General features: G+C 59.8%; 27 protein-coding genes and 1 riboswitch. Of the genes, 13 read left to right on the top strand and 14 right to left on the bottom strand.

What is annotated here, in order from left to right; genetic code table 11:
• Positions 1 to 292: 292 nt before the first annotated feature.
• Complete coding sequence (locus tag QZR14_RS10555) at positions 293 to 1,975, bottom strand: fatty acid--CoA ligase (protein WP_311996506.1); 1,683 nt, start codon at positions 1,973 to 1,975, stop codon at positions 293 to 295.
• 146 nt (positions 1,976 to 2,121) lie between these two features.
• Positions 2,122 to 3,306 carry an MFS transporter gene (locus QZR14_RS10550; protein ID WP_311996505.1) on the bottom strand — a complete coding sequence of 395 codons (1,185 nt, stop codon included), beginning with the start codon at positions 3,304 to 3,306 and terminating at the stop codon, positions 2,122 to 2,124.
• Between the two features lie 85 nt (positions 3,307 to 3,391).
• Here QZR14_RS10550 and QZR14_RS10545 point away from each other — a divergent pair, with 85 nt between their 5' ends.
• A complete protein-coding gene (locus QZR14_RS10545) occupies positions 3,392 to 4,156 on the top strand; it encodes an AraC family transcriptional regulator (RefSeq protein WP_250606388.1) in 765 nt (254 codons plus the stop codon).
• A 117-nt stretch (positions 4,157 to 4,273) separates the two neighbouring features.
• Here QZR14_RS10545 and QZR14_RS10540 read toward each other — a convergent pair whose 3' ends face one another.
• The gene (locus tag QZR14_RS10540; RefSeq protein WP_311996504.1) at positions 4,274 to 4,903 is read right to left on the bottom strand and encodes a LysE family translocator; all 630 of its coding nucleotides are present in this window, start codon (positions 4,901 to 4,903) and stop codon (positions 4,274 to 4,276) included.
• A gap of 91 nt (positions 4,904 to 4,994) precedes the next feature.
• Between QZR14_RS10540 and QZR14_RS10535 the strand changes: the two genes are divergently transcribed.
• The 3 genes from QZR14_RS10535 (at position 4,995) to QZR14_RS10525 (ending at position 7,826) form a co-directional block, all read left to right on the top strand.
• Positions 4,995 to 5,960: a 2-hydroxyacid dehydrogenase gene (locus QZR14_RS10535; RefSeq protein WP_250606210.1), complete on the top strand. Its 966-nt coding sequence runs from the start codon at positions 4,995 to 4,997 to the stop codon at positions 5,958 to 5,960.
• 31 nt (positions 5,961 to 5,991) lie between these two features.
• A complete protein-coding gene (locus QZR14_RS10530; protein WP_311996503.1) occupies positions 5,992 to 6,990 on the top strand; it encodes a class I SAM-dependent methyltransferase in 999 nt (332 codons plus the stop codon).
• Positions 6,991 to 7,029: 39 nt separating this feature from the next.
• Positions 7,030 to 7,154: riboswitch (yybP-ykoY riboswitch) on the top strand.
• Positions 7,155 to 7,241: 87 nt separating this feature from the next.
• On the top strand, positions 7,242 to 7,826 hold the full coding sequence (locus QZR14_RS10525) for a TMEM165/GDT1 family protein (RefSeq protein WP_077574495.1): 585 nt from the start codon (positions 7,242 to 7,244) through the stop codon (positions 7,824 to 7,826).
• A gap of 134 nt (positions 7,827 to 7,960) precedes the next feature.
• Here the strand turns inward: QZR14_RS10525 and QZR14_RS10520 are convergent, their stop codons facing one another.
• The gene (locus QZR14_RS10520) at positions 7,961 to 8,779 is read right to left on the bottom strand and encodes a M48 family metallopeptidase (protein ID WP_093441307.1); all 819 of its coding nucleotides are present in this window, start codon (positions 8,777 to 8,779) and stop codon (positions 7,961 to 7,963) included.
• A gap of 262 nt (positions 8,780 to 9,041) precedes the next feature.
• On the opposite strand from QZR14_RS10520, the gene QZR14_RS10515 reads away from it, so the two are divergent.
• On the top strand, positions 9,042 to 11,183 hold the full coding sequence (locus tag QZR14_RS10515; RefSeq protein WP_311996502.1) for a methyl-accepting chemotaxis protein: 2,142 nt from the start codon (positions 9,042 to 9,044) through the stop codon (positions 11,181 to 11,183).
• Between the two features lie 206 nt (positions 11,184 to 11,389).
• Here QZR14_RS10515 and QZR14_RS10510 read toward each other — a convergent pair whose 3' ends face one another.
• The 3 genes from QZR14_RS10510 to QZR14_RS10500 are packed head-to-tail and all read right to left on the bottom strand — an operon-like array spanning position 11,390 to position 12,502.
• Positions 11,390 to 12,013, bottom strand: a complete 624-nt coding sequence (locus tag QZR14_RS10510; protein WP_250606207.1) for an SOS response-associated peptidase — start codon at positions 12,011 to 12,013, stop codon at positions 11,390 to 11,392.
• A 36-nt stretch (positions 12,014 to 12,049) separates the two neighbouring features.
• Entirely contained in the window at positions 12,050 to 12,310 is a 261-nt protein-coding gene (locus tag QZR14_RS10505) for a putative signal transducing protein (protein WP_007912819.1), read from the bottom strand.
• A 9-nt stretch (positions 12,311 to 12,319) separates the two neighbouring features.
• The gene (locus QZR14_RS10500) at positions 12,320 to 12,502 is read right to left on the bottom strand and encodes a CPXCG motif-containing cysteine-rich protein (RefSeq protein WP_250606206.1); all 183 of its coding nucleotides are present in this window, start codon (positions 12,500 to 12,502) and stop codon (positions 12,320 to 12,322) included.
• A 142-nt stretch (positions 12,503 to 12,644) separates the two neighbouring features.
• On the opposite strand from QZR14_RS10500, the gene QZR14_RS10495 reads away from it, so the two are divergent.
• Positions 12,645 to 13,808 (top strand): 1-acyl-sn-glycerol-3-phosphate acyltransferase, encoded by a 1,164-nt coding sequence (locus tag QZR14_RS10495; RefSeq protein ID WP_311996501.1) that lies wholly within the window; start codon positions 12,645 to 12,647, stop codon positions 13,806 to 13,808.
• Positions 13,809 to 13,906: 98 nt separating this feature from the next.
• On the opposite strand, the gene QZR14_RS10490 is transcribed toward QZR14_RS10495, so the two are convergent.
• The gene (locus QZR14_RS10490) at positions 13,907 to 14,185 is read right to left on the bottom strand and encodes a hypothetical protein (protein WP_016985168.1); all 279 of its coding nucleotides are present in this window, start codon (positions 14,183 to 14,185) and stop codon (positions 13,907 to 13,909) included.
• Between the two features lie 193 nt (positions 14,186 to 14,378).
• On the opposite strand from QZR14_RS10490, the gene QZR14_RS10485 reads away from it, so the two are divergent.
• On the top strand, positions 14,379 to 14,585 hold the full coding sequence (locus tag QZR14_RS10485) for a hypothetical protein (RefSeq protein ID WP_008083982.1): 207 nt from the start codon (positions 14,379 to 14,381) through the stop codon (positions 14,583 to 14,585).
• 266 nt (positions 14,586 to 14,851) lie between these two features.
• Here the strand turns inward: QZR14_RS10485 and QZR14_RS10480 are convergent, their stop codons facing one another.
• Positions 14,852 to 15,436: a YajG family lipoprotein gene (locus QZR14_RS10480; RefSeq protein WP_007912832.1), complete on the bottom strand. Its 585-nt coding sequence runs from the start codon at positions 15,434 to 15,436 to the stop codon at positions 14,852 to 14,854.
• Between the two features lie 204 nt (positions 15,437 to 15,640).
• Between QZR14_RS10480 and QZR14_RS10475 the strand changes: the two genes are divergently transcribed.
• Both QZR14_RS10475 and mqo read left to right on the top strand, forming a co-directional pair.
• The gene (locus tag QZR14_RS10475) at positions 15,641 to 15,874 is read left to right on the top strand and encodes a hypothetical protein (RefSeq protein ID WP_250606204.1); all 234 of its coding nucleotides are present in this window, start codon (positions 15,641 to 15,643) and stop codon (positions 15,872 to 15,874) included.
• A gap of 708 nt (positions 15,875 to 16,582) precedes the next feature.
• Positions 16,583 to 18,091, top strand: coding sequence for a malate dehydrogenase (quinone) (gene mqo, locus QZR14_RS10470; RefSeq protein ID WP_250606203.1), 1,509 nt, complete (start codon positions 16,583 to 16,585; stop codon positions 18,089 to 18,091).
• A gap of 161 nt (positions 18,092 to 18,252) precedes the next feature.
• On the opposite strand, the gene QZR14_RS10465 is transcribed toward mqo, so the two are convergent.
• The 3 genes from QZR14_RS10465 to QZR14_RS10455 form a co-directional block, all read right to left on the bottom strand.
• Entirely contained in the window at positions 18,253 to 18,540 is a 288-nt protein-coding gene (locus QZR14_RS10465; protein WP_250606202.1) for a PA4642 family protein, read from the bottom strand.
• 63 nt (positions 18,541 to 18,603) lie between these two features.
• Positions 18,604 to 19,083, bottom strand: a complete 480-nt coding sequence (locus tag QZR14_RS10460) for a hypothetical protein (RefSeq protein ID WP_311996500.1) — start codon at positions 19,081 to 19,083, stop codon at positions 18,604 to 18,606.
• Positions 19,084 to 19,216: 133 nt separating this feature from the next.
• Positions 19,217 to 19,774 carry a hypoxanthine-guanine phosphoribosyltransferase gene (locus tag QZR14_RS10455; protein WP_008086142.1) on the bottom strand — a complete coding sequence of 186 codons (558 nt, stop codon included), beginning with the start codon at positions 19,772 to 19,774 and terminating at the stop codon, positions 19,217 to 19,219.
• A 163-nt stretch (positions 19,775 to 19,937) separates the two neighbouring features.
• Here QZR14_RS10455 and upp point away from each other — a divergent pair, with 163 nt between their 5' ends.
• Both upp and QZR14_RS10445 read left to right on the top strand, forming a co-directional pair.
• Entirely contained in the window at positions 19,938 to 20,576 is a 639-nt protein-coding gene (gene upp, locus QZR14_RS10450; RefSeq protein ID WP_007912842.1) for a uracil phosphoribosyltransferase, read from the top strand.
• Positions 20,577 to 20,578: 2 nt separating this feature from the next.
• A complete protein-coding gene (locus QZR14_RS10445; RefSeq protein ID WP_003228120.1) occupies positions 20,579 to 21,853 on the top strand; it encodes a uracil-xanthine permease family protein in 1,275 nt (424 codons plus the stop codon).
• A gap of 89 nt (positions 21,854 to 21,942) precedes the next feature.
• Here the strand turns inward: QZR14_RS10445 and hemH are convergent, their stop codons facing one another.
• Both hemH and QZR14_RS10435 read right to left on the bottom strand, forming a co-directional pair.
• On the bottom strand, positions 21,943 to 22,968 hold the full coding sequence (gene hemH, locus QZR14_RS10440) for a ferrochelatase (protein WP_311996499.1): 1,026 nt from the start codon (positions 22,966 to 22,968) through the stop codon (positions 21,943 to 21,945).
• Between the two features lie 13 nt (positions 22,969 to 22,981).
• The gene (locus tag QZR14_RS10435; protein ID WP_311996498.1) at positions 22,982 to 23,884 is read right to left on the bottom strand and encodes a TIGR01777 family oxidoreductase; all 903 of its coding nucleotides are present in this window, start codon (positions 23,882 to 23,884) and stop codon (positions 22,982 to 22,984) included.
• Positions 23,885 to 24,081: 197 nt separating this feature from the next.
• On the opposite strand from QZR14_RS10435, the gene QZR14_RS10430 reads away from it, so the two are divergent.
• Together QZR14_RS10430 and QZR14_RS10425 are read left to right on the top strand one after the other, a co-directional pair.
• Complete coding sequence (locus QZR14_RS10430) at positions 24,082 to 25,068, top strand: NAD(P)/FAD-dependent oxidoreductase (RefSeq protein ID WP_311996497.1); 987 nt, start codon at positions 24,082 to 24,084, stop codon at positions 25,066 to 25,068.
• Positions 25,065 to 25,280: a TIGR02450 family Trp-rich protein gene (locus QZR14_RS10425; protein ID WP_250606196.1), complete on the top strand. Its 216-nt coding sequence runs from the start codon at positions 25,065 to 25,067 to the stop codon at positions 25,278 to 25,280. Before QZR14_RS10430 ends, QZR14_RS10425 begins: the two co-directional genes overlap by 4 nt.
• Positions 25,281 to 25,282: the final 2 nt, after the last annotated feature.

Below are 25,282 nucleotides of genomic sequence, written 5' to 3'. Positions count from 1 at the left end.
AAAAACGCCTGAAGGACCGGGTGCCAGAGACAACCCGAAACCACTCCAAAGATGCATCGCCCCGTTTTGTGCGTGTGCCCCGTTCTTAAAAATCCTTGAGCGGACTATAGCCAGCAGGTGGTACTGCTTGATCCCTCTAAAGTGTGATTTGCAGCCGCCAACCACTCTGGAACAGTCCTTTCGCCAGTCCGACACAAGTCGGCACGGCAAGGATGGCTGATTTTTTCGATTTCACAAGCCAAGCGCTTGCTTGGTGGGTCTGGCGCGCCGTTTTCGGCGCGCCAGCAGACACTCAAAGTGTCGAGAGGAAGGTGCTGTTGTTGGCCTGCCATTCGGTGATGTCGAGGCGGATGCGCTTCTTGTCGAGCTTGCCGACACTGGTCTTGGGAATTTCCGTAACAACGGCGATCTGGCTTGGAATTGCCCACTTGCTCAAGTGACCCAGTTCGACGAACGGCTTGAGGTGTTCCTTGAGCTCGCGTGCCCCGATCTCGCGCCCTTCGCGGATCACCAGCAGGGCAAACGGGCGCTCGCCCCACTGCGGATCGGCGATGCCCACCACTGCTACTTCGCGTACCGCGACGTGACGGCTGATCAGGTCTTCGAGGTCCAGCGAGGAGATCCACTCGCCGCCGGTCTTGATCACGTCCTTGATGCGATCGCGGATGTCGATCACGCCCATGCTGTCGAGCGTGGCGACGTCGCCGGTGTGCAGCCAGCCGCCCGCCCAGAGCTCGGCGCCCTTCTGCGGTTCGTTGAAATAACCTTCGGTGAGCCATGGCGCACGCAGCACCAATTCGCCCTGGGTCTCGCCATCGGCCGGGAGAAAGTTACCCTCGGCGTCGACAATCGCTGCTTCCACCAGCGGCCCCGGCACACCGGCCTTGATCCGATAGGTGGTGCGTTCGTCTTCGGTGCCGGCCATCAGCTCGTCGTTGAGGTGCGCGCAGGACACCAGCGGCCCGGTTTCCGACATGCCGTACGCGGCGGTGAGCTGAATGCCACGCGCCTTGGCGGTTTCATACAGCGTGCGATTGAGGGCGCTGCCGCCAATAACGATTTTCCAGCCGCCGAAATCGGTGTCCTGCGCGCCTTTGGCGTTGAGCAGCATTTGCAGGATGGTCGGCACGCAATGGGAGAACGTGACCTTCTCTTTGCGCCACAGCTCGACGAGTAATTCCGGATCGTAGCGTCCCGGATAAACCTGTTTGAGGCCCAGCATGGTCGCCACGTATGGCAGGCCCCAGGCATGCACGTGAAACATCGGTGTGATCGGCATGTACACGTCGTTGGTGCCGAGCAGGCGCACGCTGTCGATCGCGCCCATGATTGTCGACACACCCATGGTGTGCAGGACCAGTTGCCGATGGGTGAAATACACGCCCTTCGGATTGCCCGTGGTGCCGGTGGTGTAGAACGTGGTGGCAACCGAATTTTCGTCGAAATCCTGGAAGTCATACTGCGGGCTCGCGGCGGCCAGCAGTTGCTCGTACTCGCCGACCAGGTTCGGCAGATCGGCAGTTTTCTCCGGCAGATCGGTCAGCAGCAGGGTTTTCTCGACCGTGGTCAGGTGCGGGGCGATCGCTTGGTATAAACCGACGAACTCACTGTTGACCAGCACAAAGCGGTCCTCGGCGTGGTTCATGGTGTAGAGGATCTGCTCCGGCGACAGGCGCACGTTGATCGTATGAATCACCGCGCCAATCATCGGAATCGCAAACATGCATTCCAGGTAACGATGGCTGTCCCAGTCCATCACCGCCACAGTGTCCCCGGCCTTCACACCGTTCGCCGTGAGGACATTGGCCAGCCGCGCCACACGCTCGATCAGCGTCGGGTAGCTATAGCGGATCTGGTCACGGTAGATGATCTCGCGGGTTTTCTCGTAACGGGCGCCGGACATCAGCAGCCGTTTAATCAGCAATGGATACTGGTAGGCCCCATCGGCCGGGGGAATGACGCGAGTCTGCAACATATGAATCCCTTTTCTGGCTGCACGGTGTTGGCGTAGAGATCGGTACTCTAGAACCCTTATACGCCAGCCAAATCAGCCAAAGGAATGATTTGCAGAGCCGTACAAATGCTAGCTTTGCGCCAGCATTTGTCGGTTTTCTTCATCGGTCAGGCTGTTTGCCCTACAGCCTCTTCGGAAGGTGTGCGTGGGAAAACCACCGCGGCTAGAAAGGTCAAAGCGCCGAAACCCGCAAGAATCAAGTAAAGGCCTACAAAACCATGGCGCGGTTCGACATAGGAAATCAGCGGAATCGCCGTCGCACTGGCACCAAACGATAAACAGTAACGCAGGGCGAAGACGCGCGATTGCCACTGCGGGGCGACGAAGTTGGCGACCATCGCATCGTTGACGGTGACCTGACCAAACACCACGAACATGAAGGCTGCGCCGAGGGCGATCACGACCCATCCGTCGGCATAGGAAAGCGCAAGCAACAGTGGCGCCTGGCACAGCGTCAGGACAATGAACGGCCATTTCAGGCTGAGCCGATGCAGCACTCGACCGATGCTCAACTGTGCGACCGCGCCAAAGGCATAAGCCAGACTGACCACCACGCCAAGGGTTTGTGGCGAAGCGAACAGTTCATGCAAACGCTCCTGAAACAGCTTCGGATAGGTCATGGTGGTGGCGTTGAACACGACGCCGCCAGTGGCCGTCGCCAGCGCCAGCACGCCGAACACCATGAGCATGGAAATACGCTGGCCAGCGGCGCCTTTGAGTGGCGTGTGCGCACGCTTCGGAATCGGCTCTTCACGCACCTGCAAGGCGAAGCCAGCCCCCAGCACAATCGCCACCGTGCCCGGTAACAGAAACGCCGAGCGCCAGCCGAATTGCGCCACCAGCAAGCCCGTGATCAGCGCCGAAAATGCCACGCCCAGATTGCCCCACATGCCATTGATGCCGATTTCCCGGCCACGGTTCTGCGCGTAGGCGACCAGCATTGCCGTGCCGACCGGGTGATAAATCGCCGCGAAAATGCCGATCAGGGTCAGACCGATCACCAGCATCGTCGGACTGTTACTCAGGCCAGTAAAAATCGCCGAGGCACCAATGCCAAAGAAAAACACCAGCATCATCTGCCGCCGACTCCAGTGATCGCCCAGCCAACCGGCGGGTAGCGAACAAGCGCCGAAGGCAATGAACCCGCCCAGTGACAGGCCGATCAGCGTGGCGTAATCGAGGCCGAAGGCCTGCGTCATACCGAGTACAGCGGCAGGAAAGATCAGCATGAACATGTGATCGATCACATGGGCGGCGTTGATATAGCGAATAACGTTTCTGGATTGCTTCATGGCGGCACGCTTTACGTTGTTGTGTAGCGCTTATGCTAAGTTGGCCGCAAAGCGCATTCCTGCCAAGCAAGTCATCAAACCAGACATGTTGATCAGCCACTTCGAACACGGCCCGGTGAGCGCCTACCCCCGGGATTATCTGGATGGCGCGCACCAGCCGCTGCACCTGCATCGTGAGGCGCAATTGTTGTATGCGGTCAGCGGGATCATGCGCGTGGTCACGGCGTCGGGCGCATGGGTGATTCCGCCAAGTCGTGCGGTGTGGATTCCGCCAGAAGTGGCGCACGAGATTTTCATGAGCGGCGACGTGCAGATGCGCTCGCTGTTCATCGCGCCAGAACTGTCCCCCGACAGCCTGCAACAGTGCTGCGTATTGGCGGTGACACCGCTGCTGCGTGAACTGATCCTGCGTGCCGTCCAAGGGCCACCGCATGCCGACAACCCGCTGATTCAGCAGTTGATGCTCGAAGAGCTGGGCAGCCTGGAAAACCTGCCCCTGCACATTCCGATGCCTAACGACCGGCGCCTGCAAAACATTTGCCTGGCGCTGCTGCACACTCCCGATCATGCCAATACCCTGGAAGACTGGGCGCAGCAGGTCGGCGCCAGCTCACGGACATTGGCGCGGCTGTTTCAGCAACAAGTGCAGATGAGTTTCAACGCCTGGCGCCAGCAACTGCGCCTGATGGAAGCCCTGCCGCGCCTGCTCGCCGGAGACAGCGTGCAACGTGTGGCGCAGGACCTGGGTTACGGCAGCGCGCGGGCGTTCAGCGCGATGTTTCGCCGTTTGCTGGGGGAGAATCCCCGCGAATACCTCAACAACCTGAGCAAACTCAGCGAACTCGTGTAAGGCCCTGTGGGAGCGAGCCTGCTCGCGAAAGCGGTCTTTCAGCTACCAATAATGTCGACTGACCCAACGCCTTCGCGAGCAGGCTCGCTCCCACAGGTTTAAGTCGCGGTTCTGAGATCAGTGCATTTCGGTAAACGCGATTTTCACGCCGAGCGCGATCAGCACCGCGCCCATGGTGCGGTCGAACCAGTGGCCCATGCGGGCGAAACCGGCACGTACGCGTTGCTGACTAAAGAGCATCGCAACGAGGCAGAACCAGATAGCAGTCGCGACCGCCAGGTAAATCCCGTAGCCGGCCTGCACCGCCAGTGGTGTGTGCGGGTTGATCACCACGGTGAACAGCGACAGGAAAAACAGCGTGGCTTTCGGGTTCAGGCCGTTGGTCACGAAACCCGAGGTGAACGCGCCGCGTGCTGTGCGCACGCCAGCCTCTTTGTGCAGGTCATCGATCACGGTTTTCGCCGGTTGCGCACGCAATGCCTTGAAGCCGATGTACAGCAAGTAAGCCGCCGCCGCCCATTTCAACGCGTTGAACAACACGATCGACTGCGACACGATCAGGCCGATGCCGAGCAGTGAATAACCGACATGCAGGAAAATCGCTGTGCCGACGCCCAGTGCCGTCCAGGTACCGGCGCGACGACCGTGGGTCACGCTCTCGCGCACCACCACGGCGAAGTCCGGGCCGGGGCTGGCGACGGCCAGCAAGTGGATCAGTGCAACGGTCAAGAACTCGGTCCAGTACATGGGGGCTCCTTTCGGCCAAGCGTATCAATTTGTTTCATCTGGTAGGCTCGGCAGATTACGCCCAACGCTCACAGCACAAAAGGTACAGTTGATGACGAACACGCGCCGTGCGGTATTCCTTGATCACCCTTCGCTGGATCTCGGCGACCTCGACCTCAGTCCGTTGCGCGCGTGTTTCAGCGATCTGCAACTGTTCGCCCAGACCTTGCCAGAGCAAGTGGCCGAGCGCCTGCAAGGCGCCACCGTAGCGATCACCAACAAAATCCTGATCGACGCCGCCGCCATGGCCGCCAACCCCGACCTGAAGCTGATCCTGATCACCGCCACTGGCACCAACAACGTCGATCTGGCCGCCGCCCGCGCTCACGGCATCACTGTGTGCAACTGTCAGGGTTACGGCACGCCGTCGGTGGCGCAGCACACGATCATGCTGCTGCTCAACCTTGCCACGCGTCTGGCCGATTACCAGAAAGCCGTCGGCGAAGGTCGCTGGCAGCAGGCAAAACAGTTCTGCCTGCTCGACTACCCGATCGTTGAGCTGGAAGGCAAAACCCTCGGCCTGCTCGGTCATGGCGAACTCGGCGGCGCCGTGGCGCGATTGGCCGAAGCGTTCGGCATGCGTGTGTTGCTCGGGCAGATTCCCGGGCGCCCTGCTCGCCCGGATCGTTTGCCGCTGGATGAACTGCTGCCGCAAATCGACGCCCTCACCCTGCACTGCCCACTCAACGAACACACTCGCCATTTCATCGGCGCCCGCGAACTGGCGTCGATGAAACCCGGCGCCTTTGTGGTCAACACCGCCCGTGGCGGGCTGATCGATGAGCAGGCGCTGGCTGATGCCTTGCGCAATGGCCACCTCGGCGGCGCGGCTACCGATGTGCTGAGCGTCGAGCCGCCGACCAACGGCAATCCACTGCTCGCAGCGGACATCCCGCGCCTGATCGTGACCCCGCACAACGCCTGGGGCAGCCGCGAGGCACGCCAGCGTATCGTCGGCCAATTGACCGAAAACGCTCAGGCGTTCTTCAGCGGTAAGGCGCTGCGGGTCGTCAGTTGATAAACTGCGGCACTTTTTTTGAGGAGCAGTTATGGATCCGCGCAGTGAAGTACTGCTTCGTCAGCCCGAGTTGTTTCAAGGTTCGTTGTTGTTGGCCGGTTTACCCGCCGATGATTTGCTCGGGCGCCTGCCCAACGCATTCGGCTGGTGCTGGCATGCCGGCGACCAGGCCGCACTGGATGCACGCTTTGAAGGCCGTAGCCATTTTGGCGTGAACATACCCGAGCGAGAATTCGACAGCGCCGTGGTGTTTCTGCCCAAGTCCAAAGACCTCACCGACTACATCCTCAACGCCGTGGCTTCGCGTCTGGCCGGGCGTGAAGTATTTCTGGTCGGGGAGAAGCGCAGCGGCATCGAAGGCGCATCCAAGCAACTCAACCCGTTCGGCAAACCACGCAAACTCGACAGCGCGCGTCATTGCCAGCTCTGGCAAGTCACCGTGGCCAACGCCCCTGAAGTGAAATCCCTGGAAAGCCTGGCGCAGACCTATGAATTGCCTTTGGCCGAGGGTCCGCTGAAAGTTATCAGCCTGCCGGGCGTGTTCAGCCACGGCCGCCTCGATCGCGGCAGCGCCCTGCTGCTGGAGCATCTGGACAAACTGCCGAGTGGCCATTTGCTCGACTTCGGTTGCGGCGCGGGCGTGTTGGGGGCTGCGGTCAAACGTCGCTATCCGCACAATCAGGTGACTCTACTCGACGTCGATGCCTTCGCCGCCGCCAGCAGTCGCCTGACATTGGCGGCCAATGGTCTGGAAGCTGAAGTGCTGACCGGTGACGGTATCGACGCTGCGCCGATGGGTTTGAACGCAATTCTGAGCAACCCACCGTTCCATGTCGGCGTACACACCGATTATTTCGCTACTGAGAACTTGCTGCGAAAAGCGGCGAAACATCTGAAAAACGGCGGCGAACTGCGCTTGGTGGCGAACAGTTTCCTCAAGTATCAAGCACTGATCGAAGAGCATCTGGGCGTCTGTGCGATCAAGGCTGAAGGCAACGGTTTCCGGATTTACCGGGCCAAGCGCGGCTGAAAATTTGTTCTTGCCCAAACGGATTTGCCTAGGCAGAATCCGCTCCGTCCTAGGGGAGTAGTCTCCCACGAGCACCAAGCTCGTCCGGCATACGTCAACATACTTGATCCTCAGATCATGGCGTATGCGACCCAAGCGTCCGCAGCAGACGGATCGCAGGGTTTGACAAGACCTATGACACGCACACCTTACCCGGGGCGGGAAGGCTGTACGTGTCATAGCCGTGTCGACCCGCCCCTTAGGAAATCCTGATGCTGGACTCGTTACTCGTTCCCACCGCAATCGTTGCCTTGGCCGAAATCGGCGACAAGACGCAACTGCTCGCGCTGATTCTCGCCGCTCGCTTCCGCAAACCCTGGCCGATCATTGCCGGTATTGTCGCCGCGACCCTGGCCAACCACGCAGCAGCCGGTGCGGTCGGCGCCTGGTTCGGCAGTTTCTTCTCGAATGCCACGCTGCACTGGATTCTCGCCGCAAGCTTTACGGCCACGGCGCTGTGGACACTGGTCCCGGACAAAATGGATGACGATGAAACCAGCACCGCACGCAAGTTCGGGCCTTTCCTGACCACGCTGATTGCGTTTTTCCTCGCCGAAATGGGCGACAAGACTCAGGTCGCCACGGTGATGCTGGCCGCGCAATATCCGGAACTGTGGCTGGTGATTATCGGAACGACGGCGGGCATGCTGATTGCCAACGTGCCAGTGGTATTGGCGGGTAATTTTGCTGCGGACAAATTGCCGCTGACCTTGATCCGTCGCCTCGCGGCATCGGCATTCATGATTCTGGCGATTGTTGCGGTGTACAAGGCGATGCAGAGCAGTGGCTGGGTTTAACCCTGCCAAAGCCGATCGCGCCGATCATTCCCACGTTCTGCGTGGGAATGCAGCCGGGGGACGCTCTGCGTCCCATTGGAACGCGGAACGTCCCTTGAGGCATTCCCACGCAGAGCGTGGGAACGATCATCGACTCAGGATTTCGGCGCTTTTTCGTACAGCGGCATGACCTTCGGAATCGCCGCCTGCAACGACGCAATCCGGCTGGTCGAGGCCGGGTGGGTGCTCATGAACTCCGGTGGCGAACCTTCCGAGGCCTTGCTCATCTTGTTCCACAAAGTAATCGCGGCATTCGGGTTGTAGCCGGCGCGTGCGGCCAGCTCCAGACCGATCAGATCGGCTTCGTTTTCGTTGGCGCGGCTGTTTGGCAGGGTCATGCCGTAGTTGGCCACGGTGTCGGCCAGCGCCAGACTGTCCTGACCCAGACCGAGCAACGCACCGGCGCCCTGCTTGGCCATTTCAATCCCGTAGGCCTTGGACATCGCTTCACGGCCGTGCTCGCGCAGGGCGTGGGCGATTTCATGGCCCATGACCGCGGCGATTTCATCGTCGGTCAGCTTCAGGCTGTCGATCAGCCCGGTGTAGAAGATGATCTTGCCGCCAGGCCCGCAGTTGGCGTTGAGTTCATCACTCTTGATCAGGTTGACTTCCCACTGCCATTGCGCCGCATCCGGACGGAAGTTCGGCGCCTGGGCGATCAGGCGGTTGGCAATCGCCTGAACCCGCTTGGCCTCGGGACTGGTCTTGTCCAGCACACCTTTGCTGGACGCCTCGCCGACGGTCTTCTGATACGACTGCGCATACATCTGGTCGACCTCTTGCGAGGACAGCATGCTGAACATGTACTGCTTGCGCTCCACACCCACGGCGCCGCCGCTGGTGGTGTTGACCGACTGACAACCGGCCAGCAACAGCGCTGCGCTCAGTGCACTTACAACCAATGTCTTGTTCATTCAAAAGCTCCCTGAAAACCTGTCGCGTATCCTAGGCGGGTAATTGTATCGACGCCAGATACAACGGACGTGTTGCAGCGACTTTCAGATGTTTCCCACCTGCACTGTCGTAAAAAATTCACAGCGACCGCCAACCCCGTGCAACTGCGTCGCGCACTGATCCATTTGCGACATCGCCTTTCAATTGCACCTGCTCGCGCTCATGGCCCAATGCCCGCTGCCGATACAACAGCGCAGACGTCCTCTTGCGTGCGGAGCTCCCATGAAGTTCAAGTCGATCCAGTTTTCCGTCGCCGCCTTGGCCGGCGCCATCGTGCTCAGCGTGGTGGCCGCGCTGGTGCTGTATGCGCTGTTCTCCGGTGCGCGCACGCAAGAAATGGTGCAACAGCGCACTCAGGCGCAGTTCGAGCAAGTCATCGAACAGCGCCTGACCTCGCTGGCGCAAACCCAGGTCAGCCAGATCCAGCGCGAGCTCGAAGCGCCACTGTTGATTGCCGGCGGCCTGGTGCGGGTCAACGCCCTGCTCGGCACGCCAGGTGATGATGGCCAGCCGCGCCTGACCGTCAGCCGCGAGCAACTGATCAGCCTGATCAAAGAGAACGTCGAAAAGAACCCGAAAATTCTCGGCACCTACATCGGCTGGGAAAAAAACGCCCTCGACCACAATGACGCGGCCTACGTCGGCACCAGCGTCGTGGGGATCGACCCGGCCAACGGACGTTTCCTGCCGTGGTGGTTCCGCAATGATGACGGCACCCTCGGCCTCGACAAACTGGTCGACGTCGATGACCAGAAGACTCTGTCCACCGGCGTGCGCGCCAGCGAGTACTACCTGTGCTCGAAAGAAACCAAGAAATCCTGCGTGATCGATCCGGCGCCGTACAAGGTCGGCGACAAGGTCGTCATGCTCGCCTCCTTTATTGAACCGATCATGCTCAATGGCACCTTTCAAGGCATCGTCGGCGCCGACCTGTCGGTGAACTTCATTCAGGAAATGCTCCTCAGCGCCAACCAGAAGCTGTACAGCGGCGCCGGGCAAATGGCCCTGATCGGCGGCAACGGCCGGATCGTCGCGTACACCCAAGACCCGAGCAAATTCGGCGAGAAAGTCAGCGACATCCTCGACGCCGGGCAGACCGCCAACCTGGCTAATCTCAAACGCGGCGAAGTGACTTACTCGGTCAACAAGGACAAGGGGCGCATCGAGTTGTACCTGCCGTTCGGCATCGGCCAGACCGACGCACGCTGGACATTGATGCTGCAATTGCCGCTGAACGCGGTGATGGCCGATCTGCAAAAACTGCAGGGCGATCTGGAGGCCCAGCGCAAATCCGACACCTTCGGCATGGCCATGGTCGGTCTGCTCATCGCCGGCCTCGGCTTGCTGGTGATCTGGCTGGTCGGCCACGGCATCGCCCGACCGCTGAAGCAAATGGTCGCCATGCTCAATGACATCGCGCAGGGCGAAGGTGATCTGACCCGTCGTTTAACCAGTGATCGCAGCGATGAACTCGGCTCGATTGCCAAAGGCTTCAACACGTTTCTGGCCAAGCTGCAGGCGATGATCACTCAGGTGGTGACGTCGGTGCAGAGCGTCAGCGACTCCTCTGAACACACTGCTGACATCGCGATTCGCACCAACATCGGCATCCAGAAACAAATGGCCGAGATCGATCAGGTTGCCACGGCAGTGCAGGAAATGACCGCCACCGCGCAGGACGTCGCGCGTAACGCGACGCAGGCGGCACAAGCGGCCAGTCATGCCGATCAGGCCGCCAGCCAAGGTATGCAGATCGTCCGTGACACGTCGAACTCAATCGGCGTGCTGGCGCTGGAAATCGGCAAGGCTGTAGATGTGGTGCAGAACCTGGCCAAGGACAGCGAAAACATCAACGCCATTCTCACCGCCATTCGCGGCATCGCCGAGCAGACCAACCTGTTGGCGCTGAACGCGGCGATTGAAGCGGCGCGTGCCGGCGAGCAGGGTCGTGGTTTTGCCGTGGTGGCCGACGAAGTACGCAATCTGGCGCAGAAAACCCAGAAAGCCACCGAAGAAATCCAGAGCATGATCCAGCAATTGCAACAAGGCACCCGCGATGTCGTGCGGGTCATGGAAGACAGTCAGAACCGCACCGACGAAAGCGTGCAGCACGCGGCGAAAGCGGCTGAGGCGCTGGAGACGATCACCCAGGCGGTATCGGTGATCAACGACATGAACACGCAGATTGCCAGCGCGGCGGAAGAGCAGAGTGCAGTAGCCGATGACATCAATCGCAACGTGATCAACATCGGGCAAGTGGCGAATGAAGTGGCGGGCGGTGCGGATGAGTCGAGTTCGGCAAGTGCCGATTTGACCAAACTGGCGGAGCAGCAGCGGCGGTTGATCAACCAGTTCAAGGTCTGAAAAGCGAAAAGCCCCTCACCCTAACCCTCTCCCAGAGGGAGAGGGGACTGATTGGGGGATATTTCAGAATGACACCGACCTGAAAGATCTTCACTGAATCCATAATCGACTCGATGCGTCAGGTCGCTGAATCGCTCAAGACAACTCGGTCGGCTCCCTCTCCCTCTGGGAGAGGGCTGGGGTGAGGGGCTTTTGATCTGCAGGCTTTAACCCGGGGTCAGACACTCCGGCCCATTAAGCTTGGGATCATTGATCAGATTCGCCAGCACCCGCTCGCGCAACGCCGCTGGTTCACTGGCCAGCAAACCCTGCAACACATGCAGCGGCGTCTCGGGATCGAGCCACGCCGCCTGCCCCGCTTCATCCAGAATCAACGGCCGGCGTTGACTCGACGCCGGCTGCGTAATCACTGCCGTGCTCAACCAGACCTGCTCCTGCACCGGATAAGCCTCCCAGATCGCCGCAAAAAACAGTGACGAGCCCTCCCCCGGCGTCAGCCAGAACGGCCGCTTGCGCTGGGTCCCACGCCATTCATAAAAACCGTTGGCCGGCAGCAGGCAGCGGCGCAAGCGCAAGGCTTCACGAAACATCGGCTGCTCGGCCACCGTTTCGGCACGGGCATGCGCCGGGGTTTTCGACAGATCAGTCAGCCACGGCGGAGTCAGCCCCCAGCGGGCGCGGGCGAGGGTGCGCTGGCCATCTTCACCGGCACGCAGCATCAACACCGAATCATTGGGGGAAATGTTCCACTGCGCCTGCTGATCGGCGGGAAAACCTGGCAGGGCCGCGAAGTCGCGGTTCCAGCGAAACAGGGCATAACGTCCACACATGGGGCAACACGACTCTGAAATAAAACGAAGCTCAGCCTAACAGACCAGCGTCCCGGGGAAGCTCTCCGGTTCATCGCCGGGCAGCGGCAGCGCTGCATTGTACGCGGTGATCAGCTCGCGGGCGTATTCGGCCTGGTCGTTATCCACCGACAGTCCCAACAGGCCGAAGATCGGCAGTTCCCCCGTACCGCCGAGCAAATCGCGACCAATCAAGTGCGCCTCGATGCCTTCGCTGGCGAGCATGCCCTTGAGCATTTCACCTTCCATCAGGTTTTCTGGCTCGTAGATTCGCTGCATGGGCGCCCCTCAATCGTTTTCGCTGAAGACTTCCAGAAACCAGTCCTCTCCATGGACCTGCAAGACGAACGTTATGGGCTGACAACACACCTGACAGTCTTCGATGTAGGTCTGATCGCCGCCGGACAGGTCTACTGTCGTCTCGACCGGTTCCCCACAATAAGGACATTCGTATTCAGCGGTTTCCAGCATCGCGGTCTCCCAAGTGACTTGTGCGTATAATCGCCGGTCTATTTGCAGGGCTATTTTTGTCTGGCTACTTTTTCAGACCGTGCCCCGCGGGTTTTCGATCAAAACCTTTACTTACCCTAGCCGTTTCCAACAAGAGAGCATGATGGGCGAATTCGATGCCATCCGACCTTACGACGACAGCGAAGTACCTGTGGTACTGGCAAGACTGCTCGGCGACAAGGCGTTTCTAGATATCCTCACCCACTTCCGCTTCCCGCGTTTTGCCGGTGCCTTCGGCTGGATGCTCAAACCACTTATAGCTCATCGGCTGCGTCGTGAGTTCGCCGACGTGACGTCGGTGGCGACGTTGCAGGACAAGATCGAGTCCTATGTCGACCACACCATCGAGCGCGCCACCGACGGCGTGACCTACACCGGTGTCGAGCAATTCAAGTCCGGCAGTGCCTATCTGTTCATCGCCAACCACCGCGACATCGTGATGGACCCGGCCTTCGTCAACTATGCCGTGTACCACGCCGGCCTGCCGACCCCGCGCATCGCGATTGGCGACAACCTGCTGCAAAAGCCGTTTGTCAGCGACCTGATGCGCCTGAACAAGAGCTTCATCGTCCATCGCTCGATCACCGGCCGCCGCGAGAAAATGGCCGCGTATCAACTGTTGTCGGCGTATATCAACCACTCGATCCGCAACGATTGCGCCTCGATCTGGATCGCTCAGGCCGAAGGTCGGGCGAAGGACGGCGACGATCGCACCGAGTCGGCCATCCTCAAGATGTTCCACATGAGCCGCAAGGACGAGCCGTTCGGCGAAGTCATCCAGTCGCTGAACGTCACCCCGGTGTCGATCAGTTACGAATATGACCCGTGCGATCAGGCCAAGGCCCGCGAGCTGTACATCCGCGCCACCACCGGCACCTATGCGAAAGCGCCGGGTGAAGATGATGTGAGCATCGCTAAAGGCATCACTGGCTACAAGGGCCGGGTGCACGTGAACTTTGCCGCGCCGATCACCGAGCTGTTCGAAGACACCAAGCAATTGGCGGTCGAAATGGACAAGCAGATTCTCGGCGGTTACCGGTTGTTCCCGGTGCATTACCTGGCGTATGCGCAGTGGGCTGATGCCGATCCGCAGTTGAATGTGCCGAAGGCTGCCGAGGTGTTCCCGGCCGATGAACTGGCCAAGGCGCAGGAAGAATGGCAGAGCCGGCTGGACGCTTGCCCTGAGGAGCATCGTCCGTACATGGTGCTGCAATATGCGACGCCGGTGCGTAATCAGTACAGGGTCAAGGCTGGGTTGCCGCTGTAAAGCAACAGCAAGATCAAAAGATCGCAACCTTCGGCAGCTCCTGCAGGATGTACATCCATTCCCGTACAGGAGCTGCCGAAGTCTGCGATCTTTTGCTTTTAAAAGCGGGTGCTGATCCAGGAAACGATCAGGGCCAGGCCCAGGCAGGCAAAACCGAAGCGATAGAAAAACCGGTTCATGCGCAAGGTCGCCCAATCGAGGATAGGCTCGGCGTTCGGTTGCGCCTGACGCTGGGCGGCAATGCTGGCCATCGCGCGCTGCTCACGGCGGCGAGTGGCGTGCAGCAGCCAACTGCCCGGAAACGCCAACAACAACGCCAGCAGGTTGATCAGTTTGGCGGGATGGGCGGTAAACAGCGTCATCAAGTGCAGCGACATCACAGACCTCTATCTGAACCGGTATGGCAGACGCCAAATCGACGACTGCGGCGCGGATTCTAACCAAACCTGCCCGTTCCTCCCCAGTCTTTGCGACAAATAACCTGACAATCGACCGATGGCTGTCCTGTGTCACGGCATCGTCATGTGGATACACCAAGATGCGCGCCTCGAAACGCACATGGAACGCGACATGCTTCACGCTGAAAATCAGGATCGTCTGTACCTCATTACCCCTTACGACGAACAACAAAGCCTCGTCGGCAGCCTCGCCTTCAACGTCCAGGATCGCCATTGGCTGGTGTATTGCGCGCTGGGCGGGCATCAGCATGCGGATTTGCCCGAGACGGATTTGTTGACGGGTGTCAGCGTGCTCGATTTCTACTCGCAGGCTGCCTAAAAGCAAAAGCACCCTCACCCTAGCCCTCTCCCCGAGGGAGAGGGAACCGACCGAGTTGTTTATTCGAGGTCCATCGACCTGAAATTTCCAGCCGAACTCAGGTTCTGAAAAGCCCCCGATCGGCTCCCTTCCCCCTCGCCCCCTTTGGGGTAGAGGGCTGGGGTGAGGGGGATCGATCTCCCATACGACACAAATCCCAACCCTGACACCCACAAAAAAGCCCGGGCTCATCGCTGATCCCGGGCTTTTTCACATCCGCTGAAAACTTACTCAGCCAGAACCTGCCCCACGGTCGGGTCCTTGAACAGGCGCGTCAACGCATCACTCAACACGTCGCTGACCAGTTTGGTGTTGGTTTCCTGGTTCGGCGCCATGCCGAAACGCTGGTCCAGCGAGGCACCGTAACGGCCGCTGTAGCGACGGTTGGCGTTCTGCACGTCGGAGCGGAAGGTCGCGCCGATGGTCGCTTCGGTCACGTACATGCCTTCTTTCGGCGACTGGTATTTCAGCTCGGCCAGGGTGACCGTCAACTGCGGCGCGTTCGGCGCGTTGTTGGTCGGGGTGAAGCCGAGCAGACGCACGGCGGCTTCAGCCTGAGCCTGCAGCTTGGGCAGGATCTGCTCGCGCTGCACGGTGATGGCGCTGGTTTCCGGGTACAGGCCGCCACGGGTGCCCAGGGTTGGCGACGGACGACCGTCAACCACACGCACGACGACTGGCTGGCCACGGCCGACCGCTGGCAGCTGCGTAGTCAGCTTCGGCTCCGGGCTCAGTTGTTGCGGGCTGTGGGCGCAGCCGGCCAGGGTCAAACCGGCCACAGTGATCAAACCGAACAACAGGCGTTGCAACATGCTCTTCTCTCCAGAATCAGGCACAAACAGGCCGGCAGTATAGCGGTGGGCCACTGCGGGTAACCAGCGCCCGACAGCGAATACTGAAATGTCTGACAAACCCTTGGGAAAGCGGTTCCTGTCACAGATTATTCACCCGGCATACACGTTCACGTCACGGCGCATTGGCAACCTTGTAATCAGTCCCCCAAAAGGTACTCAATCATGCGTTATCTGATCTCGTTGTTCGCTCCTCGCCCATTGCACCGCTGCTTCGCCCTGCTCGACCGCAACGGTCATTGCCAGGCATTCAAGCAGTGCAGCCTGCAACCGATGGGCGATGGCTGGGTGGAAATCGAAGAAATCCGTCTCAACTGGTTGCACCAGCCACTGCCCGCCAGCGCCCGCGTCATAGCGTCGCAGCCCCGCGCACGGGTGCAAGGGATGTTGAGCATCTGACCGGATGCCTAATAAAAGTCATTAAACACGAGCAACAGCGCGCATTTCTTCGATACAATCTCCCCCCGATTATAAGGACGTCTCCTGATCGGGCCCCGCAACAGCGTCAATGCGCATGCATCGACACCCAAATCGCCCACAGAGAGCCGCCCACACAGATCGAGTGAAGTTGGCGCGCTTGCCTGTTCTTCCGGCAAAAACCCCGCTTTTCGCGAATCTGCAGAGCTGTCATGACGCTCGGCCACCGCGTTGTTTTGCCCTTGCGGGCAGGGTGCCAGGCCTGGACAGCCCTTTTTTGAGGTTCACGTCTTCAAAAGAGCGTGAAAAAAACGGGTTTTCACAACTTCACAAGAGTGTGGCGAGCAAATGAAAAGTTTTGCGTCTGAACATGCACCATTAGCGTCTGAAACAGCCCAACGACACAGGACCGGGTATACCTCGAATATCGGAGCCTGAAGCCTGTCCGCTACGGATTTGGTTGCACAAAAACGGATGTCTCGACCATAAGTCGAATTGCCAGCTGCGTGCTGAAATGAGTTCATGGAGCTCTTGAAAGCCAAGCCGCATACATCCGTCGAAGTTGCGAAAAATTGCGAAGATTCGGACATGGCGACCTGACCACGGATAGCCTGGACAACACTGACCTGTCCCGGAACGCCTGGCAGCCATGCCGACAATTTGGTGCTGCAGATTTTGGAGACGCGTTAAATGGCGCATAACGAAGCAGTCGACGTAGTTCTGGTAGGGGCGGGCATCATGAGTGCCACCCTGGCCGTGCTGCTCAAAGAGCTCGACCCCGCGATCAAGCTGGAAGTCGTCGAGCTGATGGATTCCGGTGCTGCGGAGAGTTCCAACCCCTGGAACAACGCCGGTACCGGCCACGCGGGTCTGTGCGAGCTGAACTACACGCCACAGGCCGCTGATGGCACCGTCGACATCAAGAAAGCCGTGCACATCAACACCCAGTTCGAAGTGTCCAAGCAGTTCTGGTCGTACCTGACCAAAAAAGGCACCTTCGGCTCGTGCAAATCCTTTATCAGCCCGGTGCCGCACCTGAGTTTCGTCCAGGGCGACAGCGGCGTGTCTTTCCTCAAATCGCGCTTCGACGTGTTGAGCAAGCACCACGCCTTCGCTGACATGGAGTACACCGAAGACAAGGCCAAGATGGCCGAGTGGATGCCGCTGATGATGCCGGGCCGCTCGCCGGACGAAGTTCTCGCCGCGACCCGCGTGATGAACGGCACCGACGTCAACTTCGGCGCCCTGACCAATCAGTTGCTCAAGCACCTGACCAGCGCTCCCGACACTCAAGTCAAATACTGCAAGCGCGTCACCGGCCTCAAGCGTAACGGTGCCGGCTGGACCGTCAGCATCAAGGACGTCAACAGCGGCAACAGCCGTGAAGTCGACGCCAAATTCGTTTTCCTCGGCGCGGGTGGCGCGGCGTTGCCGTTGCTGCAGGCTTCGGGCATCGAGGAAAGCAAAGGCTTCGGCGGCTTCCCGATCAGCGGCCAGTGGCTGCGCTGCGACAACCCGGAAGTGGTCAAGCATCACCAGGCCAAGGTTTACAGCCAGGCTGCGGTGGGTTCACCACCAATGTCGGTGCCGCACCTGGACACCCGCGTGGTCGACGGCAAGAAATCCCTGCTGTTCGGGCCATACGCCGGTTTCACCACCAAGTTCCTCAAGCACGGCTCCTTCATGGACCTGCCGCTGTCGGTTCGCGCCGGCAACATCGGGCCGATGCTGGCCGTGGCGAAAAACAACATGGACCTGACCAAATATCTGGTCAGCGAAGTGATGCAATCGATGGAACAGCGTCTGGATTCCCTGCGCCGTTTCTACCCTGAGGCGAAAGCCGAAGACTGGCGCCTGGAAGTGGCCGGCCAACGGGTACAGATCATCAAGAAAGATCCGAAAAAGGGCGGCATCCTGCAGTTCGGTACCGAACTGGTCGCAGCCAAGGACGGTTCCCTCGCCGCCCTGCTCGGCGCTTCGCCGGGCGCGTCGGTGACCGTTTCGATCATGCTGGAACTGATCGAAAAATGCTTCCCGGCCAAGGCCAAGGGCGAGTGGGCCGGCAAACTGGCGGAAATCTTCCCGGCCCGTGAAAAGGTCCTGGAAACCGATGCTGCGCTGTATCGCAAGATCAACACGCAGAACAACATCGCGCTGGAGCTGGTTGAAGAAAGCAGCGAGACCCCAAGCTACGCTTGATCTTGCGGCATGAAAAACGCCCCGTACTCAGTGAGTGCGGGGCGTTTTTTTATGGCCTTGAAAAGCAAAAGATCGCAGCCTTCGGCAGCTCCTACAGGGAAAACACAAACCCTCTGTAGGAGCTGCCGAAGGCTGCGATCTTTGGATCTTGTCCTTTGATCTTAGCCGCGGGCCTTGTCGATCAGCTCGATGTACTCGGCCGCGTTGCGTTGATCCTTGATCTGGTCAACAAACGTCTGACCGTGCTCGTCCTTGCCATCCACGTCATAACCGGCCGCCACGAAGAACGTCAGAAAGCGCTCGAAATCATCGATGCGCAAACCACGATAAGCCTTGATCAGTTTGTGCAGCGACGGCGAAGTGGCGTCGACCGGCTCAAAATCGAGGAACAGCTTGATCTGCTCATCGCCGATCTCGTCACCAATCACTTGTTTCTTATCTTTACGCATTGCCGACTCCAGCTCGCAGACATTACACGGGGCGGGCAGTTTACCCCTGCCCGGCCGCCCGGCTCAACGCGATCGCACCGCCCCGGTGTGCAAATCGGCCCAGATATGGCCGTTGGCGTAACTGAGGAACTGCACATACACGGTGTCGTTGCGCAACAAGTCGATGACTACGCGGTACTGGGCCAACGGATAGAACAGCGTCAGGATTTTGCTCTTGTCGTCGTACACCGGTTTTTTCAGGCTTTTGCTTTCGCCGTCGAAATTCACCAGCACCTGAGTGATGGTCGCTCCCTTGTTCAGGGACTTGCCCTTGAGGCGGATCATCAGCGATGACGTCACCGGAATCGGCTGCTGACTGGACTGGCGTTGCGCGCCGACGACCACGGAATAGTCAGTGACCTGCATGAGTTGCTGCTGTTCAGGCTCGGCATCGCGCACGGTCAGATCGTCCGGCGGCAGGAATTGGCTGTGCATCGGCGCGGCGGACAGCGGCAGGCTGAGGGTCAGCAACAGGACGGCAAAGCTGCGGATCAAGAGGCGCATGGCAGGCTCCGGGGGCGGGGCCGAGCACTCTAGCATGGGATTAAAAGCAAAAGATCGCAGCGTTCCGCAGCGCTTACAGGTTTACATCAATCCCCTGTAGGAGCTGCCGAAGGCTGCGATCTTTTGATCTTGCTTACATGCCTTTAACGGCAAAAATCCCGTTGGCGTTGCGCCAGTAGCCTTTGTAGTCCATGCCGTAACCGAAGATGTAGCGGTCGATGCACGGCAGGCCGACGAAATCGGCTTTCAGGTCAGGACGCGCCTTGCGGTCATGATCCTTGTCGATCAGCACGGCGGTGTGCACTTTGCGCGCGCCGGCGTGTTTGCAGAAGTCGATGATCGCGCCCAGGGTGTGACCCTCATCGAGGATGTCGTCGATGATCAGCACGTCGCGGTCGATGAACGAGACTTCCGGCTTGGCTTTCCAGAACAGGTCGCCACCGCTGGTTTCGTTGCGATAACGGGTCGCGTGCAGGTAGGAGGCTTCCAGCGGGAACTGCAGATGCGTGAGCAGTTTGCCGGAGAAAATCAGCCCGCCGTTCATCACGCAGAACACCACCGGGTTGCTGTCAGCCAGTTGTTCGTTGATTTGTGCACCGACGCGGGCAATGGCGGCCTCGACTTCAGCTTCGGTGTACAGGCAGTCAGCCTCTCGCATGATTTGACGGATATGCTCGAGATCAGCGGACATGGCGCTCTCCAGGGGTTGGCGGAATTGGAAAAGCGGGCAAAGGTACGCATCCATCGAGGCCGAATCAAGCCTTTATGGACTAACGTACAGAATGTCCTATAGGACATCACCCTCGGATAGATTAATCTAGGCCGGTTTTTTTGCCCGCCGCCGGAGTTTTTCCATGCCCATCCTCGAGATCCGCCATCCGCTGATCCGCCATAAACTCGGCCTGATGCGCCGCGCCGATATCAGCACCAAGAATTTCCGTGAGCTCGCTCAGGAAGTCGGCGCCCTGTTGACCTATGAAGCTACAAAAGATTTGCCGCTGGAGTCCTACGATATTGCAGGCTGGTGCGGCACCGTGTCGGTCGAGAAAATCGCCGGCAAGAAGATCACCGTCGTGCCGATCCTGCGCGCCGGTATCGGCATGCTTGAAGGCGTGCTGAGCCTGATCCCGGGAGCCAAGGTGTCTGCTGTGGGCGTTGCCCGCAACGAAGAAACCCTGCAAGCGCACACTTATCTGGAAAAACTGGTTCCGGAAATCGACGAACGGCTGGCGATGATCATCGACCCGATGCTCGCCACCGGCAGCTCGATGGTTGCGACCATCGACCTGCTGAAGAAAGCCGGCTGCAAGGACATCCGCGCGATGGTGCTGGTCGCCGCGCCGGAAGGTATTGCCGCCGTAGAAAAGGCTCACCCGGACGTGACCATCTACACCGCCTCCATAGATGAACGTCTGAACGAACACGGTTACATCATCCCAGGGCTTGGCGATGCCGGTGACAAGATCTTCGGCACCAAGCAGAAGGACGCGTGACCATGCAGCAAGAGTTCAACGATCCGCTCTGGCGCACGGTGCTGTCCGGCGCCCAGATGCTGTTCGTGGCTTTCGGCGCGTTGGTGCTGATGCCGCTGATCACGGGCCTTGACCCGAACGTGGCACTGTTTACCGCAGGTTTAGGGACGATCCTGTTCCAGATCGTCACCGGGCGTCAGGTGCCGGTGTTCCTGGCCTCGAGCTTCGCTTTCATCACCCCGATCATTCTCGCCAAGGGCCAGTTCGGCCTCGCCGCGACCATGGGCGGCGTGATGGCGGCCGGTTTTGTCTACACCTTCCTGGGCCTGGCCGTGAAGATCAAAGGCACCGGTTTCATCGACCGTCTGCTGCCACCGGTGGTGATTGGTCCGGTGATCATTTCCATCGGTCTGGCCATGGCGCCGATTGCCGCGAACATGGCAATGGGCAAGGCTGGCGACGGTTCGGAACTGATCCACTACCAGACCGCGATGATGATCTCGATGCCAGCGCTGCTGACCACCTTGATCGTGGCGGTGTTCGGTAAAGGCATCTTTCGTCTGGTGCCAATCATTTCCGGTGTGCTGGTCGGTTTTGCCATGTCGTTCTATTTCGGCGTGGTCGATACCGCAAAGATTGCTGCCGCGCCATGGTTCGCTTTGCCGCACTTCACCGCGCCGGAGTTCAACTGGCAGGCGATTCTGTTCATCGTCCCGGTGGCATTGGCCCCGGCCATTGAACACATCGGCGGCGTGATTGCGGTCGGTAGCGTGACCGGTCGCGATTACCTGAAGAAGCCAGGCCTGCATCGCACCCTGCTCGGTGACGGCATTGCCACCACCGCCGCTGGCCTGTTCGGCGGCCCGCCAAACACCACCTACGCCGAAGTGACCGGCGCGGTGATGCTGACCAAGAACTACAACCCGAAGATCATGACCTGGGCGGCGATCTTCGCCATCACCCTGGCGTTCATCGGCAAGTTCGGCGCGCTGCTGCAAAGCATTCCGGTGCCGGTAATGGGCGGGATTCTGTGCTTGCTGTTCGGTTCGATCGCGGCGGTGGGGATGAACACCCTGATCCGTCACAAGATCGATCTGGGCGAGGCGCGCAATCTGGTGATCGTGTCGGTGACCCTGGTATTCGGTATCGGCGGTGTGCTGGTCGGCACCGGCACAGGTCCCGACGACTTCGGCCTCAAAGGCATCGCGCTGTGCGCGGTGGTGGCGATTGCGCTGAACCTGATCCTGCCGGGTAACGATGGCTGGAAGAACAAGAAGGCGGATGAGCCGCTGATCTAAACCTTTAGATCGTCGCTGAGTGATCGTTCCCACGCTCTGCGTGGGAATGCGTCCCTAGAGGCATCCCACGCAGAGCGCGGGAACGATCATCACAGGGCCAGCGGTGCTCTTTCGCAAAGGGTTGCCAATGCCTTCGCCCATTGCGGGTCGTCATTCAGGCACGGCACCAACACCAATTCCTCGCCCCCCGCTTCGCGGAACTGCTCATTGCCGCGATCACCAATCTCTTCCAGCGTCTCGATGCAGTCGGCAACAAACGCCGGGCACATCACCAGAATCTTCTTCACGCCGCTTTTCGCCAGTTCATCCAGGCGTGCTTCAGTGTAGGGTTCGATCCACTTGGCCCGGCCCAGACGTGACTGAAACGACACCGACCACTTTCCATCCGCCAGGCCCATGCGCTCAGCGAACAACGCCGCAGTACGCAGGCATTGCGCGCGATAACAGGTCGCCAATACCGCAGGCGAGGCGTTCTTGCAGCAGTCTTCATTCTTGAAGCAATGATTGCCGGTCGGATCGAGTTTGGTCAGGTGCCGCTCAGGCAGCCCGTGGAAGCTCAGCAGCAAGTGATCGTAATCCTGCTGCAAATGCGGTTTGGCACTGGCAACCAAAGCGTCGAGGTATTCCGGCTGATCGTAGAACGGTTGCAGGATCGACAACTGCACATCGAGATTCTTCGCGCGAATGACACGTCTGGCCTCTTCAATCACCGTGGTGGTGGTGCTGTCGGCGAACTGCGGATACAGCGGCGCCAGCGTAATGCGCTTGTGCCCCGCCGCCACCAGTTTCAGCAGGCAGGTTTCAATCGACGGCTCACCGTAGCGCATCGCCAACTCCACTGGCCCCTGCTTCCATTGCGCCTTCATCTGCTGTTGCAGACGCCGGCTGAGCACCACCAGCGGCGAACCCTCGTCCCACCAGATCGAGGCGTAGGCGTGGGCCGACTGCTCGGGGCGCTTGACCAGGATCAGCGACACCAGCAAGCGCCGCACCGGCCACGGCAGGTCGATCACGTACGGGTCCATCAGGAATTGATTGAGGTAGCTGCGTACATCGGCCACCGAGGTGGAAGCCGGGGAACCCAGGTTGACCAGAAGCAAGGCGTGATCGGTCATGCAACGTCCTATTTCAGAGGCGGCTGGAGAGATCATCCAGAGCCGCGCGTAAATCCGTGAACTGGAAAGTGAAACCCGCTTCCAGCAAGCGTGCCGGCACGGCCTTCTGGCCGCCAAGCAACAACAAAGACATCTCGCCGAGGCCGACTTTCAGTGCCAGTGTCGGCATCGGCATGAACGCCGGGCGGTGCAACACGCTGCCCAGCGTTTTGGCAAATTCGCGATTGCGCACAGGTTGCGGCGCGCACGCATTATAAGGACCACTGGCCTGATCGCGGTGCAGAAGAAAATCAATCAGGGCGATTTGATCGTTGATATGAATCCACGGCATCCACTGCCGGCCGTTGCCCAAAGGCCCGCCCAGCCCAAGCTTGAACGGCAGCAACAGGCGCGACAAAAAGCCGCCCTCGGCCGACAGCACCAGACCGGTTCGCACCAGCACCACGCGGATACCCAGCGATTCTGCGCGCAGTGCGGTTTCCTCCCAGGCTATGCACAGCTGACTGGCGAAGTCGTCGATCACCGGCGGCGATTCTTCCGTCAGCTCACGCTCACCGCCGTCGCCATACCAGCCAATGGCTGATCCGGAAATCAGCAGCGGCGGTTTCTGCTCTCGCGTGTCGAGCCAGCTCAACAGGGTTTCCGTGAGCGTGATACGGCTGCTCCACAACAACGCTTTGCGTCGATGGGTCCACGGCCGATCGGCAATCGGCGCACCGGCCAGATTGATGATCGCGTCAACCGGCTCTTCGCCAAGGTCTTGCAGACGCGCAATACCGCGCACCTGTGCGCCACAGATTTTCGCGACTTTCTCCGGCTGGCGACTCCACACCGTCAAGCGATGCCCCTGCCCCGACCAGTATCGGCAGAGCTGACGTCCTATCAAACCAGTACCGCCGGTCAGCAATATGTGCATGACATCTTCCTCGCGTGGCGTTTAACCCGGATCACTAGTCTATTTTTATAAGCAGGGATCTTTTCTATCGGGCAGGCTCTATTGTTTAACCATAGGCCAAGCTGTCAGATCGAGAACGCTAGAAGTTATACCAAAAAACAAAATTGTACAGGTTTGATCGACGGCGTAGTCTGTACAGAAAGGTAAACGAGGCCCCTATGACTGTACCTATCGCAATCATCGGCACCGGCATCGCCGGGCTCTCCGCCGCCCAGGCTCTGACAGAGAGCGGGCACACCGTGCAACTGTTCGACAAAAGCCGCGGCAGCGGTGGGCGCATGGCGAGCAAACGCAGCGACGCTGGTTCGCTGGACATGGGCGCGCAATATTTCACCGCGCGCGACCGACGTTTCGTCACCGAAGTGCAACGCTGGCAAAGTCGGGGCTGGGTCGCCGAATGGCAACCGCAGCTCTACACCTTTCAGGGCGGCCAGTTGAATCTGTCACCGGACGAGCAGACCCGCTGGGTCGGCACGCCGCGCATGAGCGCCATCACCCGTGGACTGCTCGATGGCCTGGAAGTGCACTTTGCCTGCCGCATCACCGAGGTTTATCGCGGTGAAGAACACTGGCATCTGCAGGACGCCGAGGGCTTCACTCATGGCCCGTTCAGTCACGTCGTGATCGCCACACCCGCACCGCAAGCGACAGCGTTGCTCGCTGCAGCGCCGAAACTTGCCGGGGCCGCCGCCGGGGTGAAAATGGAGCCGACCTGGGCCGTCGCCCTCGCTTTCGAAACACCATTGGACACCCCGATTGAAGGCTGCTTTGTACAAGACAGCCCACTCGACTGGCTGGCGCGCAACCGCAGCAAACCGGGGCGCGACAACACCCTCGACACCTGGGTGCTGCATGCCAGCAGCGCGTGGAGTCGCCAGCACATCGACCTGTCCAAGGAAGCGGTGATCGAGCAACTGCATGGCGCGTTTGCCGAGTTGCTGCACAGCGCCATGCCAGCGCCGAGTTTCAGCCTCGCCCACCGCTGGCTCTATGCGCGCCCGGCGACGGGCCACGAATGGGGCACCCTGGCCGACGCCGATCTGGGTCTGTATGCCTGCGGCGACTGGTGCCTGTCGGGCCGCGTCGAAGGCGCATGGCTGAGCGGTCAGGAAGCCGCACGCCGCCTGCACGAACACCTGCAATGAACCGTATCAATCCGCGTAAATTGCTGCTGTCGAAATGGACAGCAGCGCAGCCGCAAAACCGTGAGAAACACTTTCTGGTGACCGAGCTGTTCTGCGACGAAGAAGGCACAGTGCTGGAAGTTGAATTGCAGGCGGTGTTGACCAAGCGTGCCGAACGACTCGATTGGCAAACCCTCAAGAACAACGATCACTGGTTATTGGGCTGGCAATAAAG

It is taken from the genome of Pseudomonas sp. rhizo66, from assembly GCF_031931925.1.
In the GTDB taxonomy this organism is placed as follows: Bacteria; Pseudomonadota; Gammaproteobacteria; order Pseudomonadales; family Pseudomonadaceae; genus Aquipseudomonas.
The sequence above is the reverse complement of the archived record's forward strand: the minus strand, read 5'-3'. Positions and strand labels throughout refer to the sequence as shown.

Coding starts and splice junctions, on each gene's coding strand:
- QZR14_RS10535 (WP_250606210.1), top strand. CDS start 4,995: ATGACGAACACGCGCCGTGCGGTATTCCTTGATCACCCTTCGCTGGAT.
- QZR14_RS10545 (WP_250606388.1), top strand. CDS start 3,392: ATGTTGATCAGCCACTTCGAACACGGCCCGGTGAGCGCCTACCCCCGG.
- QZR14_RS10500 (WP_250606206.1), bottom strand. CDS start 12,502: ATGCTGGAAACCGCTGAATACGAATGTCCTTATTGTGGGGAACCGGTC.
- QZR14_RS10540 (WP_311996504.1), bottom strand. CDS start 4,903: ATGTACTGGACCGAGTTCTTGACCGTTGCACTGATCCACTTGCTGGCC.
- QZR14_RS10490 (WP_016985168.1), bottom strand. CDS start 14,185: ATGTCGCTGCACTTGATGACGCTGTTTACCGCCCATCCCGCCAAACTG.
- QZR14_RS10445 (WP_003228120.1), top strand. CDS start 20,579: ATGCAGCAAGAGTTCAACGATCCGCTCTGGCGCACGGTGCTGTCCGGC.
- QZR14_RS10505 (WP_007912819.1), bottom strand. CDS start 12,310: ATGCAGCGAATCTACGAGCCAGAAAACCTGATGGAAGGTGAAATGCTC.
- QZR14_RS10435 (WP_311996498.1), bottom strand. CDS start 23,884: ATGCACATATTGCTGACCGGCGGTACTGGTTTGATAGGACGTCAGCTC.
- QZR14_RS10480 (WP_007912832.1), bottom strand. CDS start 15,436: ATGTTGCAACGCCTGTTGTTCGGTTTGATCACTGTGGCCGGTTTGACC.
- QZR14_RS10515 (WP_311996502.1), top strand. CDS start 9,042: ATGAAGTTCAAGTCGATCCAGTTTTCCGTCGCCGCCTTGGCCGGCGCC.
- QZR14_RS10465 (WP_250606202.1), bottom strand. CDS start 18,540: ATGCGTAAAGATAAGAAACAAGTGATTGGTGACGAGATCGGCGATGAG.
- QZR14_RS10510 (WP_250606207.1), bottom strand. CDS start 12,013: ATGTGTGGACGTTATGCCCTGTTTCGCTGGAACCGCGACTTCGCGGCC.
- QZR14_RS10525 (WP_077574495.1), top strand. CDS start 7,242: ATGCTGGACTCGTTACTCGTTCCCACCGCAATCGTTGCCTTGGCCGAA.
- QZR14_RS10550 (WP_311996505.1), bottom strand. CDS start 3,306: ATGAAGCAATCCAGAAACGTTATTCGCTATATCAACGCCGCCCATGTG.
- upp (WP_007912842.1), top strand. CDS start 19,938: ATGCCCATCCTCGAGATCCGCCATCCGCTGATCCGCCATAAACTCGGC.
- QZR14_RS10495 (WP_311996501.1), top strand. CDS start 12,645: ATGGGCGAATTCGATGCCATCCGACCTTACGACGACAGCGAAGTACCT.
- QZR14_RS10530 (WP_311996503.1), top strand. CDS start 5,992: ATGGATCCGCGCAGTGAAGTACTGCTTCGTCAGCCCGAGTTGTTTCAA.
- QZR14_RS10460 (WP_311996500.1), bottom strand. CDS start 19,083: ATGCGCCTCTTGATCCGCAGCTTTGCCGTCCTGTTGCTGACCCTCAGC.
- QZR14_RS10425 (WP_250606196.1), top strand. CDS start 25,065: ATGAACCGTATCAATCCGCGTAAATTGCTGCTGTCGAAATGGACAGCA.
- QZR14_RS10520 (WP_093441307.1), bottom strand. CDS start 8,779: ATGAACAAGACATTGGTTGTAAGTGCACTGAGCGCAGCGCTGTTGCTG.
- mqo (WP_250606203.1), top strand. CDS start 16,583: ATGGCGCATAACGAAGCAGTCGACGTAGTTCTGGTAGGGGCGGGCATC.
- QZR14_RS10475 (WP_250606204.1), top strand. CDS start 15,641: ATGCGTTATCTGATCTCGTTGTTCGCTCCTCGCCCATTGCACCGCTGC.
- QZR14_RS10555 (WP_311996506.1), bottom strand. CDS start 1,975: ATGTTGCAGACTCGCGTCATTCCCCCGGCCGATGGGGCCTACCAGTAT.
- QZR14_RS10455 (WP_008086142.1), bottom strand. CDS start 19,774: ATGTCCGCTGATCTCGAGCATATCCGTCAAATCATGCGAGAGGCTGAC.
- QZR14_RS10485 (WP_008083982.1), top strand. CDS start 14,379: ATGCTTCACGCTGAAAATCAGGATCGTCTGTACCTCATTACCCCTTAC.
- hemH (WP_311996499.1), bottom strand. CDS start 22,968: ATGACCGATCACGCCTTGCTTCTGGTCAACCTGGGTTCCCCGGCTTCC.
- QZR14_RS10430 (WP_311996497.1), top strand. CDS start 24,082: ATGACTGTACCTATCGCAATCATCGGCACCGGCATCGCCGGGCTCTCC.